This window comes from Acinetobacter sp. FY683 (assembly GCF_059515885.1).
Window position 1 is genome coordinate 61350 of the sequence record NZ_JCAKNA010000008.1, and the last position, 14396, is coordinate 75745.

A 14396-nucleotide genomic window follows, 5' to 3' on the forward strand; every position below is an offset into this window, starting at 1 on the left:
TCTAATTATAAAATTTTATTCTAAATATCAATGGTGTGAAGCACACAAGGAGATAATAATCTCCTTGTGTGCTTTCGGTAAATTATTGCTTAATTACCTTGGTTTTAGCGAGTTTGTCGTGCAGAGCTTGGCGATTTTTGTTGAAACTAAATGCCCAATCAATAATAGAGAAGAATGGAAATAAATAAAGTGTTGGTAAAATAAACAAAACACTACGTAAGCTAAATGCTCTCATTAACGAGACTTTTTCATTTGTATTGATATCTACAATTTTAATTTTAGCTAGACGTTTGCCAATACTTTGCCCATGTTTTGCAAGTAAGACAGCTTGAATTGCAAGCATGATAATAATGTATAGACCTGCAGCAATCCAAGCCTCGTTTGGAATAAGTTGGAAAAGTTGGGATTGAACTTGCAGAGCCTGTTCTGATGTTGCTGCGGTTTGCATTTTTTGCTGAATTTCAGTGAGCTCAGTAAATTGGTTTTGGCTCAAGAAAAATGATGGAATAATTGCAGCAGGAATCCATAGTAATATGTCTAAAAATTTAGCAAATGCACGTGAACCAATAGATGCAAGCTCTGGCTCTACTTTTTTAGTTACATGAATATTTTGAATGCTTGGGTTTTGATAGTTCTGTTGCGTTTGATCGAAATTAGGAACAGATGGTGTCGCTATATAACCAGCAGGTTCATAGACAAGTTTACCTTGAGTAAGTTCGCCTAAAGCTTTCCATTCAACCATGCCTTCATGCCATGCTAAATCTGTAAGAAGAATTTGTTGGCTTGCGAGCATTTGATTAACTTGTTCAACAGTATATGGACCAGCTTGTTGATTATTTCGTGCCAAATAAATCTGCATAAATTTTAAATCTCAAAAACGTGTTAAGAGTATAAATGAAAAAAGACCCTAATTAGGGTCTTTTTTTAACACAGATTCTTATGCTTGTTGAGCTTTTTCTTTTTCAGATAAGAAGAACCAAGTTTCAAGCACTGAGTCTGGGTTTAAAGAAACAGAGTCAATACCTTGTTCCATTAACCATTTTGCAAGATCAGGGTGATCTGATGGGCCTTGACCACAAATACCTACGTATTTACCTGCTTTACGACATGCTTGAATTGCCATAGAAAGAAGTACTTTCACAGCTGCATCACGCTCATCGAATAGGTGAGAAACAATACCAGAGTCACGGTCTAAACCAAGTGTTAACTGAGTTAAGTCGTTTGAACCGATAGAGAAACCATCGAAATGTTCAAGGAATTGTTCAGCCAATAATGCGTTTGTTGGAAGCTCACACATCATGATCACTTTAAGACCATTTTCGCCACGTTTTAAGCCATTAAGTGCTAATAACTCAATTACGCGTTTAGCTTCTGCAACTGTACGTACGAAAGGAATCATGATTTGGATGTTTGTAAGACCCATTTCATCACGTGCTTTTTTCAATGCACGGCATTCAAGTTCGAAGCAGTCACGGAAGTTGTCTGAAACGTAGCGGCTAGCACCACGGAAACCAAGCATTGGGTTTTCTTCTTCAGGTTCGTATAACTTACCGCCAATTAAGTTTGCATATTCGTTTGACTTAAAGTCAGACATACGAACAATAACTGGTTTATCTGCAAAAGCAGCAGCAAGCGTTGAAATACCTTCTACTAATTTCTCTACATAGAAATCGATAGGAGAAGAGTAACCTGCAGTACGTGCCATTACAGCCGCACGAGTTTCGCGAGGTAAGCTTTCAATATTAAGTAATGCTTTAGGATGCACACCAATCATACGGTTGATGATGAATTCTAAACGAGCAAGACCAATACCTGCGTTTGGAATTTGAGCAAATGAGAATGCGCGATCAGGGTTACCTACGTTCATCATCACTTTGAAAGGAAGAGGAGGCATAGATTCAACAGAGTTACGTTGAATTTCGAAGTCTAAAGCACCTTCGTAAATAAAGCCTGTATCACCTTCAGCACATGAAACTGTAACTTCTTGACCATCTGTCAAGATTTCAGTTGCATTACCACAACCTACAATTGCAGGAACGCCAAGTTCACGTGCAATAATTGCAGCATGACAAGTACGACCACCACGGTTTGTGATAATCGCAGCAGCACGTTTCATTACTGGTTCCCAATCTGGATCTGTCATGTCAGATACAAGCACGTCACCGTCTTGTACTTTGTCCATTTCTTTGATTGAAGTAACGATACGTACTTTACCAGAACCAATACGTTGACCAATTGAACGACCTTCACAAAGAACAGTACCTTTTTGTTTTAAGAGGTAGCGTTCCATTGTGCCGACATTTTCACGGCTTTTTACAGTTTCAGGACGTGCTTGAACGATGTAGATTTCACCGTCATCACCATCTTTAGCCCATTCGATGTCCATTGGAGCACCGTAATGGTTTTCGATGATTAATGCTTGTTTAGCAAGTTCTTGTAGTTCGTGGTCATTTAATGCGAATTGTTGACGTTCAGATTTTTCAACATCTACGATAGAAACCGATTTGCCTGCAGAAGCATCATCGCTATAAATCATTTTTTGATGTTTAGAACCTAGGTTGCGACGAAGAATCGCGTGTTTGCCTGCATTTAGCAATGGTTTAGAAATATAGAATTCATCAGGGTTTACAGCACCTTGAACGACCATTTCACCTAAGCCATAAGATGCAGTAATAAATACAGCATCACGGAAACCTGACTCAGTATCTAGTGTAAACATTACACCAGCTGCACCTGTTTCAGAGCGAACCATGCGTTGAATACCCGCAGACAATGCAACAACATCGTGTGCAAAGTTTTGGTGAACACGGTAAGAAATTGCGCGGTCGTTATATAACGATGCAAAAACTTCTTTAATCGCGATTAGAACGTTGTCGATGCCGCGGATGTTTAAGAAAGTTTCCTGTTGACCTGCAAAAGATGCATCAGGTAAATCTTCAGCTGTTGCAGAAGAACGTACTGCAACAGCAATATCTGGATTGCCATTCGAAAGCGCTTCAAATGCAGCACGAACTTCTTTTTCAAGTTCAGCAGTAAGAGGAGTGTCGACAATCCATTGGCGAATTTTAGCGCCTGTTTCAGCTAAAGCAATTACATCATCAACATTGAGTGCTGCAAGCTCTGCATTAATTTTAGCGTTTAGGCCACTTTGTTCGAGAAATTCACGATAGGCTTGAGCCGTTGTTGCAAAACCACCAGGAACAGATACACCAGCATTAGACAGATGACTGATCATTTCGCCTAGTGATGAGTTTTTCCCACCCACTAGCTCAACGTCATGTTTCCCTAATTTTTCTAGACCAATTACGCGCGCTTCCAAAGTTGTTACTCCACTTTTGCAGTATTAATCACTATCTTGGCATGAAATTATAACAAAGTACTTAGCAATTTGGTTGAACTAAGCTACAGTCATGTAAGATGGCTTACTATAAAGATTTAATGGCTCTAAGACAAATGTTTCGGGAGAATTTTAATGTCAGAAGTTCAACAAATTAAGCGCAGTGTTTTTTTTGTTTCAGATGGTACAGCAATTACCGCTGAAACCCTTGGCCACTCGCTATTAGCGCAGTTTCCGCATGTGAATTTTGACATACATATTATTCCTTATATTAGCTCAGAGGAGGCTGCGACTAATGTCGTAGCAGAAATTAACGAAAGAGCAAAACAAGATGGGCAAAAACCATTGGTATTTGATACCTTGGTTGATCCCTATGTTCGAGACATTATTGGTACGGCAAATGCAGTAAATCTTGATGTATTTGAGGGACTTATTAGTAAATTGTCTGATGAGCTGGGTACAGAACCTACAACTTTAGTCGGACAAACGCATGCTGTGACAGATTCTGAGTCATATAAGTCACGTATTGATGCGGTTCATTTTGCTTTAGATAATGATGATGGTGCAAGAACACGTCATTACGATAAAGCAGATCTTATTTTGATTGGTGTTTCTCGATCAGGGAAAACGCCAACATCGATTTATTTATCACTACAATTTGGTATTCGTGTAGCGAACTATCCACTCACAGAAGAAGATCTTGACGATAATCGTTTACCCGCAGTATTAAAGGAACACAAGCATAAATTGTTCGGTTTAATGATTGATGCAGACCGCTTAGTTGCGATCCGTTCTGAGCGTAAAGCGAACAGTCGTTATGCAAGTTTTAGTCAGTGCCAAATGGAACTTCGTGCTATTGAAGGTATCTATATCTCGGAAGGTATTAAGTATCTAAATGTGTCGGAAATGTCTATTGAAGAGATTTCTACACGTGTACTTCAGATGACGGGTTTAAAACGTCGTATTAGTTAAAAACTTGATTTTTTGTGATGAAAAAAAGAGCCATTTTAGGCTCTTTTTTTATTATAAATAGTGCATAAATAATCATAAAAAAATATAAAGAAAAATGTGTAATTGATTAAAAAATAGTGGTTTTTAAATAGAAGTTGTGATGATTAAATCAGGATTAAAGCTTAAACCATCAATACTTTGAATTGTATGTGTTGAAATTTTTTGAATAGGACATGTATTTAGAGTGCAATTTTCACGTTGTAACGCCGCATAATAACCATCAGATTTAAGAAAGCTTTTGGGTAAATTTGCGCTATTGGGTGTAAGTAAATGTCTTAGCCATGGGTCAATAATTTGAGATTCTAAGAAACGTAAAGATAATAAAGTCTTAATTCGATTGTTAAATAGACGACGATTTTTAATAAGTAAAGGGTGGCTAATTAAGCGGTGAATCCCTTTATCTGTTTTAGGTAAAATATATTGAGGTGTAATTTGAAATACTTTTACCTGTTGAGAAACCATGCAAATACTTTCTAAATGCGAAACAGTATGTTGATCTGTACCAATAATGGCGATATTAAGCTGATCGTAATTATGATTTGCAATATCTTTAGAACAAATCACTTGTCCTTGAAATGAATTGTAATCTTCTTTTTGATTTTCAAAGGACGATAATATTTCTCGCTGACTTTTATATGCCATGATTATTCCCCAAATAATTTTATTTTTTAAATTTTCATTTTGAGTAATATTTATACAGGTGTTTCTTAAATTCGGGAAATGTTTTTTTTGACTGATAATTATATGAAAAAACAAAGGCCTATTAAAAATAATAAGCCTTGTAGGTAAATCAATAATTATTGATTTTTTAAATGAATAAGATGATTGAAGTTTTCTAATCTTTTATCTGTGTCATAAATATCACAAGTAAAGATAAACTCATCAACATTATATTGCGATAATATTTTTTCTAGACCAGCTTTGACGGTTTGAGGGCTACCGATTTGTGCTAATGCGTAGAAATTATCGACAGACATTTTTTCAGCAACAGACCATAAGCCATCCATACTTTGTACAGGTGCTTTGAGTTTAAGGCTCTGTCCACGTAATAAACCTAATATCCGCTGATATGCACTTGTTGCTAAATAATGTGCTTCATCATCTGTTTGTGCAACAACGGTTGGAATTCCCATAGAAACATAAGGTTGGTCTAAGTATTCAGAGGGTTGGAAGTTTTCACGGTAGAGTTGTATCGCTTGACCCAACATGCGTGGGGCAAAGTGAGAGGCAAATGAATAGGGAAGACCTAAGCGTGCTGCAAGTTGTGCGCTAAATAAACTAGAACCTAAAAGCCATACAGGTACATTTGTACCTTGCCCAGGTGTAGCAACAATACGCTGATTTGGTTGAGCATCTTTAAAATAATTGAGAATTTCTAAGACATCTTGTGGGAACTGTTCTTCAGTTTCTTGGCGACCACGTCTTAAAGCGCGCATAGTCATTTGGTCTGTGCCTGGTGCGCGACCTAAACCGAGCTCAATTCGATTTGGATATAATGTTTCAAGTGTACCAAATTGTTCTGCAACTACTAATGGCGCATGGTTGGGTAGCATAATGCCACCAGAACCAACTTTTAAAGTTGTTGTATTGGCAAGAAGATATCCTAATAAAACTGCAGTAGCGGAACTCGCAATACCATCCATATTATGATGCTCTGCAAGCCAAAGACGTTCATAGCCTAGTTTTTCAGCATATTGAGCAAGTTCTAAAGCATGATGAAGGGCAAATTGAACCGATTGATCATCACGGACGGGAGCGAGTTCTAGAATAGAAAATTTAGTATCTTGCAGTGAGCGCATGATGTATTCCGAAAAATGAAACTGTTTTTATCATACGTTGTGAAAATGGTTTTGTATATCGAAAAAAAACGATATATTAATGTAGATGTAACGAAATAAAAAAAGCATCCAAAGATGCTTTTAATCTAAATCAGCGTTTATCTTTTTTATACCATCCATTATGACGACCATTATCATTGCGATATCCACGATCGTTGTATCTATAATTGTTGTATTTATAGTTGTTGTTACGACGGTCATATCGATCATCATAGCGGCGGTCTTCACTTACTTTTTTTCCTAGTACGGAACCACCAGCAGAACCCGCTGCTGCACCAATATAACCACCATTAGTACCGCCCATGCTTTTGCCTACGGTATATCCACCAACACCACCTAGAGCACCACCAATGATTGCGCCATTACGATCACGTTTATTAGAAGATACGGCTGCACCTGCGCCACCACCAATAGCAGAACCAATCATTGCACCTGTTTGTCCACCCATTTGATTACCAATAGCAGCTCCCACAAGTCCACCTAAGCCAGAGCTTACTGCAACACGAGTATCATTATTTGCTTGTACATTTGACATTGTAATTGCAGATGCAGCAATCACGCTTGCTATTAATACTGAGTTTGTTTTCATGTTCAACACCATGTGAAGAATAATTTATTTGTTGGTATTAATGTATGAAATGACTTTGGAATAATGATGAAGATAAATGAAAATATAGTGTTTAAATTGGTAAAAAATAAGTGAAATATCTACAAAATTTATCCTTAATTATTAAAAGTTTTTGCTCAAATAAAAAAAAGCACCCGAAGGTGCTAATGGAGAATTGTTGAATATTAAAATGAAAAATTAACGATATTTCTTACGGTTGTGTTTTTTCCATTTGCTATTTTTTGAACTTGAATATTGCTTGTCTTTTGAAATTTTGTTACCTAAAGCAGCACCACCTGCTGCACCAACAGCCGAACCGATATATCCGCCATTAGTACCACCCATGCTTTTACCAACGGTATAACCAGCACCGCCACCGAGAGCACCACCAATTGCAGATTCTGTACGGTTGCGTTTATCACTTGCGACAGCAGCACCACCAGCACCGCCTAAAGCTGCACCAATTATTGCCCCTGTATTGCCACCCATATTTTTACCAATTGCTGTACCCGCAACACTTCCCAATGCACTCGCTGCTGCAACACGAGTGGTGTTGTCTGCATGTGCTGTCATTGCGAACATTGATGATGTTGCAAGTGTTGCACTGAGTAAGATTGCATTAAGTTTCATGGTATCTCCGTATCTTATTAGATCTGAATAGTTATCTCGAGAGCTAATGTAGCAAAGGCTTTACATGACAATGTGGAGAGATGCTAGGACTTTTAAGCAGTTTGGTTTTTGCTTTGTAGTGGTTTGTAATTGTAAGTATAAAAATTGGAGTAAATATGAAGAATTGTGGTGAATAAAACGCCAAAACCCTTGTTTAGTCGATATTTTAACTAAAAAGCTGTTTAAATCACGCTATAAAAATACTTTTACTTCTATAAAATACTTTTAATGATCGAATCACTTGATATACAAGTTAAATATGTCATTTACATCAAAGAATCGTTAAACTAAGCGCAATTTTTATTATGCCGATCTTGTGTAAATACGAGAAAAGGCTTTTGTATTGAGATATTTTAAAAAATGAAAGAATCGTTACGTTTACGATTAGATCAGCTTTCTGACCGTCATGAAGAACTCAACGCATTACTTGCAGATCTTGAGGTTATTTCAGATAACAAGCGTTTTCGTCAATTATCACGTGAACATAGTGATTTAAGCGAAATTACAGAAGTTTGGAAAAAATACAGACAAGCTGAAGAAGACATTGTGACAGCTGAAACAATGCTATCTGATCCAGATTTCAAAGAAATGGCACAAGAAGAGATTAAAGAAAATAAAGCTTTAATTGAATCGCTTGAAGCCGATTTGAATATCTTAATGATTCCTAAAGATCCAAATGATGCAAACTCTGCTTATTTGGAAGTACGCGCGGGAACTGGTGGTGATGAAGCCGCAATTTTCTCGGGTGATTTGTACCGTATGTATAGCAAATATGCTGAATCTCAAGGTTGGCGTATAGAAATTCTTTCTGAAAATGAAGGCGAACATGGTGGTTATAAAGAAGTCATTTGTCTGATTAATGGTGAAGGCGTTTATGGTCGCTTGAAGTTTGAAAGTGGTGCACATCGTGTACAACGTGTACCTGCAACAGAATCTCAAGGTCGTGTACACACATCTGCATGTACTGTAGCTATTTTGCCTGAAATTGATGTTGATACGACGGTAGAAATTAATTCATCTGAATTACGTATTGATACTTACCGTGCTTCGGGTGCGGGTGGTCAGCATATTAACAAAACCGATTCTGCTGTTCGTATTACCCATATTCCTACAGGTACGGTGGTTGAATGTCAGGATGAGCGTTCACAGCATAAGAACAAAGCAAAAGCGATGGCATTACTCGTTTCACGTTTAGAAAATGCAAAACGTGCAGCAGCAGATGCAGCAACATCAGAAATGCGCCGTGATTTAGTAGGCTCTGGTGATCGTTCAGAACGTATTCGTACCTATAATTACCCACAAGGTCGTATGACAGATCATCGTATTAACTTAACTTTATATAAGTTAGATGCGGTGATGGAAGGTGACTTAACTGAGCTTTTAGACAGTTTACATCGTGAATATCAAGCAGATCAGCTTGCAATGCTTGCACAGCAAAATGGTGGTTAATTGAATATTGAACAGGCGTTAGCCTTACGTGGTGAACCTGAAAGCTACGAACGTCAAGAAAATTCATGGTTGCTTGAACATATCACTAAAATTGATTCTTTTGATTTGTATATGAAAAAGAGTCAAGAACTTACAGTTGAGCAAGAGCAAGCTTATGTATCAGGCTTAAAAAGAATTGCGGAAGGTGAACCCCTTGCGTATATAACAGGTTCACAACCATTTTGGACGTTGGATTTAAAAGTGACCAAAGACACTTTGGTTCCACGTCCAGATACAGAGGTACTTGTAGAAACAGTTCTTAAGTTGGATTTACCAGAAGATGCACGTGTTGCAGATCTAGGCACAGGTACAGGTGCTATTGCTTTGTCACTTGCTTCTGAACGCCCTGATTGGAAAGTGATAGCTTCTGATATTTATGTACCAACATTAGATGTTGCACAGTACAATGCAGAACAGCATGATATTGAAAATGTTGAGTTTGTATTGGGTTCATGGTTAAAACCATTTGGTCGTCAATTTTTTGATGTGATTGCATCTAATCCGCCATATATAGATGTAAATGATGTACACATGAAAGATTTAGCAACGGAGCCTGAGCGTGCTTTGGTTTCGGCTAAAAATGGTTTAGCAGATATTGAAGAGATTATTGTTCAAGCGAAAAAACACTTAACTGTAAATGGTTGGGTTGTTCTTGAACATGGTTATGACCAAGCAGATGCTGTTCAACATTTATTTAGACAAGCAGGGTATAAACAAATACGCACTGTAAAAGATTATGGTGGTAATGATCGTGTGACTTTGGCATGTTGGCCACACTAAGATATTTATTTATAAAAAAAGCGACTATAAAAGTCGCTTTTTTTATTTCCCCAACTTATTTATTACATTGGGTAGTCTTTTAAACTATCAAAAAGGTCTAATTTAGAAAAAGTATCCGTTTCTTTTGCTAGGTAATATGCCACAATTTTAGCTGTGCTTGCTAAATGCATTTCTGTTAATGCTTCACCTGCAAGTAAGGCTTGAATTTCATTTTGCTGTAAATCTAATGCTGTAGCTGTTTCTTGAGCTTGAGGTTCAGCAAAGAAATTAGCAATTAAAGATTTAAGATCATTTTCAGCGGTATTTTGAATGTTCTGATGTAGCTCACTTTCAATATAATCTGCTTTTGAAAAGAAAAAGTTACTAAAATTTTGAACAAGGTTTTGTTCAAATAGATCAATCATCTTAGACATGGGAGTACCTCTAGGGTAAGGTGATTTATAAAATCGGATTAAGCAAATGCTTTAAATTGATTGAAAAATAACCTATTTGATTGGGTGAAACAAGACTGAGCAGATGAACGTACAGTCATTAATAGATATAAAAGCAGGGAATCTGCTAATTTGTAATGACGTTGGAGTGATAGGTGTTGGGATTGTAATTACAATTGTGGCGAATTTATCCAAATTTTAATATGTAGCCTAATAATTAAGATACATTTCGACGTTTATAAAATCATTTAGACTAATCAATACTAAAACAGCAGAAATAGTTTTTAGGTAAATTTCATAGAAAGATGATTTATGCATAAATACTAATTTGAGTGGATTTAAAAAATAGAAAGCGAAAGGAATGAAATATTTGTAAAAATAGAACAAACTTTAAAGGCTTTATTTGTATCATGCTTAGTAAACTTGGTTGAGTAATTATTTTGGTAGACGCATTCGATTCAAACTTAGAACTTTCAGATGCAGAAATGCATTTATATTCACGTCAAATTTTACTTGATGGATGGGATATTGACGCGCAAGAAAGATTAAAACTTGCGAATGTTTTAATTGTTGGGTGTGGGGGTATTGGTTGTACAACAGCAGAATTGCTTGCACGTGCTGGTGTTGGGAAAATTACATTAATTGATTCAGATACGATTGAAGTCAGCAATTTACAACGCCAAATTGCGTATACAGAACAAGATGTTGGCTTTTATAAAGCTGAAATATTAGCAAAGCGTTTACAGGCAATTAATCCGTTTATTGACGTGACTGCAAAAGTAGAAAAGTTAAATGAATTTAATAGTCAGTCTTTAATTGCATCACAAGACTTGGTACTAGATGGTTGTGATAATTTTAGTACCCGTTATTTAGTTAATGAGGTTTGTCATCAATTTTTAGTACCTTTGATTAGTGCATCAGCTATTGGCTTTCAAGGTCAAATGTTCATGGTAGAAGGTGAATCTGCTTGTTATGAATGTTTATTCCCTAAAGAAGATCATGCCAATGAACATTTACGTTGTGCCGACTCGGGGGTATTAGCAACAACTCCAAATGTAATGGCGACTTTGCAAGCACATCATACTTTGCTGTATTTAGGCTTAGGCTTAACCCCATTAAAAGGAAAAATATTGCTTTGGGATGGTCTAAGTATGAAACAACGTATTGTTAATTTCGAAATAGATACGAATTGTTCAACATGTCAGGCAATATAATCCTGCAAAGGTTCAAAATTTTGCTAAACTCGGTGCAATTATTTTTTCCTAAGACATTATGAAAAAGAAAATTTGGTTAGATGGACTTAAGTCAGTTGCCCGTATGGGCGAAACTGCAGTTGTTGCTGCAAAAGCAGGTATTAAATACGCAACTGAAAAACCAAGTAATGCAAAGCTTATGCGAGAAACTTTTGAATCGTTAGGTTCAACCTATATTAAATTAGGTCAGTTTATTGCAAGTACGCCATCACTTTTTCCACGTGAATATGTAGAAGAGTTTCAGGGTTGTTTAGATCAAACGCCAAAACTCCCATTTAGCTATATTGAAAGTGTTTTAGCCTCTGAGTTTGCTGGACGTGATTTAGGTGAAATTTTTGCATCTATCGATGAAACACCATTAGCATCTGCATCTATTGCGCAAGTTCACGCAGCCAAATTGGTGAGTGGTGAAGATGTTGTTATTAAGGTGCAAAAACCTGGTGTTGAAACCATTTTATACACTGACTTAAACGTACTACATTGGTCTGCAAAGCTACTTGAAAAAGTTGTACCAAAAGTGAAATTTGCATCTTTAGCAGATATTGTTGAAGAAATTAAAAACCGTATGGTACGTGAAGTCGACTTTATTGAGGAAGCAAAAAATATTGATGATTTTGTTCAATATTTAGAGCTTACACAAAACAAAGCCGCTACAGCGCCAAAAGTGTATCACCAATATTCAACACGCCGTGTGTTGACTATGCAGCGTTTATTTGGTGTGCCATTAACAGATTTTAATGTTGTTAAAAAGGTTTCAAAAGATCCATCTCAAGTGCTTATTACAGCCATGAACACATGGTTTGGTAGTTTAATGATGTGTAATAGTTTTCATGCAGATTTACATGCAGGGAACTTGATGTTGCTTGAAGATGGTCGAGTTGGTTTTATCGATTTTGGTATTGTTGGACAACTTAAAGCTGAAGTGTGGACAGCATGTATTGCATTTATGGATGCACTACAAAAAACCGATTTTCCATTAATGGCTGAAAACATGCTTAAAATGGGAATGACAGATCGTAAAATTGATACCAAAGTTTTAGCCGATGATTTAGAGCGTTTATTTAGCGGCGTATTACTTGCAGATCCGCAGGAAATTTTGTCATCAAATCCTGCCGATTTGAATGATATTATGATGGATATGGTTGCTGTAGGTGAGCGTCACGGTATTCGCTTCCCTAGAGATTTTGCTTTGCTATTTAAACAAATGCTGTATTTCGATCGCTTTATGCGCATTCTGGCGCCATACACAGATATTTATGCAGACCAACGTTTGCAGATGGTGCAAACTATAGACCCAAATCTTTTATTAAAACATTAATAAAGATTTAATTTTAGAATAAGGTTGAGTTATGGATGCAATTATCATTGAAGGCTTAAAGGTGGATACAGTAATTGGATGTTTCAATTGGGAACGTCAAATTATTCAACCGCTCATGCTTGATTTGACCTTGCAAACAAATCTTGAACAGGCCTCAAATTCAGATGAACTTGACGACACTATGAACTATGCTGAAATTTGTGAAATTTCAGCAAAAGTGATTCAAGAAGCTCAACCAAAATTGATTGAACATGCTGCAAAATTGGTAATTAATGTATTATTTGCACAATTTTCAGCAATTGAATCAATCATCATTACGATCCGTAAGCCTGCAATTATCCCGCAAGCTAATTCTGTAGGAATTCGTCTTGAACGACACCGAAACGATTTTCGCGCTAGCATTAGCGAGTAATTTCGAACCTGAACTCAATTTTGAAAAAGCGTATAGCAAAATCCAATCTTTGGGTAATGTACAGTTTTCTGATATTTATTTAATACCATGTCGTGATGGTGTTGGTGCAGATTATTGGAATGCTGCGTGCTTAATTAAGAGTAAATATAGTGTAGATGAGATCTTATCTATTTTGAAAAAAATGGAAATTGAGTCGAATCGTGTGCGTCCATCTCATAAAATCTCTTTAGATGTCGATTTAATTGCATGGGGAATGCAGTTAAATGAGATGCAATTTAATCCTAAAAAATTACCTTTGGCATTAGATGTAAAAATTCCAATGTCAGATATTTGGGCTAGCCCATTATTTGAATCTTTAAATATTATTTATCCTAAAATTTAGGGTTGATACATCACATGAAAAGTATGGCTTACTACGTATAACCTTAATTCTAGTGTATATTTTATTCGTATTTTAGATACATTTAAATAAAAAATTTAGATAAAGGGAACGAATATGTTAAATAAAACATTAAAATTAGCTTTATTAGTTACTACTACGGTTGTTACATCTTCATCTATATTTGCTGATGACCATACATTTTCATTAGGTTATGCACAAAGTAAAATTAGTGATATCGATTTAAAGGGTGTAAATGCTCAGTATCGTTATGAGTGGAATTCACCTTTAAGCTTAGTTTCGTCTATTTCATATTTAAAAGGTGACTTATCTGAGCAAGATGGTTCAGATATATACAAAACTGATATTAAATATTTTACTTATATGATGGGGCCAGCTTATCGTTTTAATGATTATGTAAGTGTGTATGCAACTACAGGTATTTCTAATATTAAACTTAAAAGTACAGAAATTGTTGGTACTTCTAGCCCAGAAATTAAGAATAATTCTCAAACAGAATTGGCGTATGGGGCAGGTGTTATCGTTAATCCTACTCAAAACTTCGCTATAAATGTGGGATATGAAGGTACATCTTTTAAGCAGGCTGAAGAAAAGCGTTTAAAATTAAATGGTTGGAATGTTAGTTTGGGCTACCGCTTTTAATTTTAGATAAATGCTAAAAAAGGCTCAATATATTGAGCCTTTTTTATTAATGAAACATTATTAAAAGGCATGGCTTTATTGCTTTTTAGTAGAACAAAAATGTAATGATATTTTTTATAAATTGATAAATTTTCTATTTGTTTAAGGATTAAACTGTTTTTGAAATTAAAGGTTTATTCATTGTCTAAACAGTGGTAAAAATAAAAATAA

Annotated in this window: 15 protein-coding genes; 8 read left to right on the forward strand and 7 right to left on the reverse strand. The window is 36.1% G+C overall.

All coding sequences use genetic code 11. The annotated features are described in order from the left end of the window. Positions 1–82 precede the first annotated feature (82 nt). Both AC5YDH_RS06265 and ppsA read right to left on the reverse strand, forming a co-directional pair. Positions 83–859, reverse strand: a complete 777-nt coding sequence (locus tag AC5YDH_RS06265) for an RDD family protein (RefSeq protein ID WP_496117776.1) — start codon at positions 857–859, stop codon at positions 83–85. Positions 860–937: 78 nt separating this feature from the next. Next, positions 938–3319, reverse strand: coding sequence for a phosphoenolpyruvate synthase (ppsA, locus tag AC5YDH_RS06270; RefSeq protein ID WP_496117778.1), 2382 nt, complete (start codon positions 3317–3319; stop codon positions 938–940). Between the two features lie 153 nt (positions 3320–3472). On the opposite strand from ppsA, the gene ppsR reads away from it, so the two are divergent. Beyond that, a complete protein-coding gene (gene ppsR, locus AC5YDH_RS06275) occupies positions 3473–4309 on the forward strand; it encodes a posphoenolpyruvate synthetase regulatory kinase/phosphorylase PpsR (protein ID WP_496117779.1) in 837 nt (278 codons plus the stop codon). A gap of 123 nt (positions 4310–4432) precedes the next feature. Here ppsR and AC5YDH_RS06280 read toward each other — a convergent pair whose 3' ends face one another. The 4 genes from AC5YDH_RS06280 to AC5YDH_RS06295 all read right to left on the reverse strand — a co-directional run bounded on the left by AC5YDH_RS06280 (position 4433) and on the right by AC5YDH_RS06295 (position 7423). Further along, complete coding sequence (locus tag AC5YDH_RS06280) at positions 4433–4990, reverse strand: NAD(P)/FAD-dependent oxidoreductase (RefSeq protein ID WP_496117781.1); 558 nt, start codon at positions 4988–4990, stop codon at positions 4433–4435. A gap of 155 nt (positions 4991–5145) precedes the next feature. Next, positions 5146–6147 carry an LLM class flavin-dependent oxidoreductase gene (locus tag AC5YDH_RS06285; protein ID WP_496117783.1) on the reverse strand — a complete coding sequence of 334 codons (1002 nt, stop codon included), beginning with the start codon at positions 6145–6147 and terminating at the stop codon, positions 5146–5148. 130 nt (positions 6148–6277) lie between these two features. Then, complete coding sequence (locus tag AC5YDH_RS06290) at positions 6278–6775, reverse strand: YMGG-like glycine zipper-containing protein (protein WP_496117785.1); 498 nt, start codon at positions 6773–6775, stop codon at positions 6278–6280. A gap of 216 nt (positions 6776–6991) precedes the next feature. Beyond that, positions 6992–7423: a glycine zipper domain-containing protein gene (locus AC5YDH_RS06295; RefSeq protein WP_496117787.1), complete on the reverse strand. Its 432-nt coding sequence runs from the start codon at positions 7421–7423 to the stop codon at positions 6992–6994. 399 nt (positions 7424–7822) lie between these two features. Between AC5YDH_RS06295 and prfA the strand changes: the two genes are divergently transcribed. Both prfA and prmC read left to right on the forward strand, forming a co-directional pair. Then, on the forward strand, positions 7823–8911 hold the full coding sequence (gene prfA / locus AC5YDH_RS06300; protein WP_496117789.1) for a peptide chain release factor 1: 1089 nt from the start codon (positions 7823–7825) through the stop codon (positions 8909–8911). Then, positions 8912–9730, forward strand: coding sequence for a peptide chain release factor N(5)-glutamine methyltransferase (gene prmC / locus AC5YDH_RS06305; RefSeq protein WP_496117791.1), 819 nt, complete (start codon positions 8912–8914; stop codon positions 9728–9730). It begins immediately after the preceding gene. A 62-nt stretch (positions 9731–9792) separates the two neighbouring features. Here prmC and AC5YDH_RS06310 read toward each other — a convergent pair whose 3' ends face one another. After that, positions 9793–10143, reverse strand: a complete 351-nt coding sequence (locus AC5YDH_RS06310) for a hypothetical protein (protein ID WP_496117792.1) — start codon at positions 10141–10143, stop codon at positions 9793–9795. A 503-nt stretch (positions 10144–10646) separates the two neighbouring features. On the opposite strand from AC5YDH_RS06310, the gene AC5YDH_RS06315 reads away from it, so the two are divergent. The 5 genes from AC5YDH_RS06315 to AC5YDH_RS06335 all read left to right on the forward strand — a co-directional run bounded on the left by AC5YDH_RS06315 (position 10647) and on the right by AC5YDH_RS06335 (position 14186). Next, positions 10647–11375 (forward strand): HesA/MoeB/ThiF family protein, encoded by a 729-nt coding sequence (locus AC5YDH_RS06315; protein WP_496117891.1) that lies wholly within the window; start codon positions 10647–10649, stop codon positions 11373–11375. A gap of 58 nt (positions 11376–11433) precedes the next feature. Then, positions 11434–12732, forward strand: coding sequence for an ABC1 kinase family protein (locus AC5YDH_RS06320; RefSeq protein WP_496117794.1), 1299 nt, complete (start codon positions 11434–11436; stop codon positions 12730–12732). A 31-nt stretch (positions 12733–12763) separates the two neighbouring features. Beyond that, a complete protein-coding gene (gene folB / locus AC5YDH_RS06325) occupies positions 12764–13144 on the forward strand; it encodes a dihydroneopterin aldolase (RefSeq protein WP_496117796.1) in 381 nt (126 codons plus the stop codon). Further along, positions 13101–13526 (forward strand): 2-amino-4-hydroxy-6-hydroxymethyldihydropteridine diphosphokinase, encoded by a 426-nt coding sequence (locus AC5YDH_RS06330; protein WP_496117798.1) that lies wholly within the window; start codon positions 13101–13103, stop codon positions 13524–13526. Before folB ends, AC5YDH_RS06330 begins: the two co-directional genes overlap by 44 nt. 114 nt (positions 13527–13640) lie before the next feature. Next, a complete protein-coding gene (locus AC5YDH_RS06335) occupies positions 13641–14186 on the forward strand; it encodes an Ail/Lom family outer membrane beta-barrel protein (RefSeq protein ID WP_496117800.1) in 546 nt (181 codons plus the stop codon). Positions 14187–14396 lie beyond the last annotated feature (210 nt).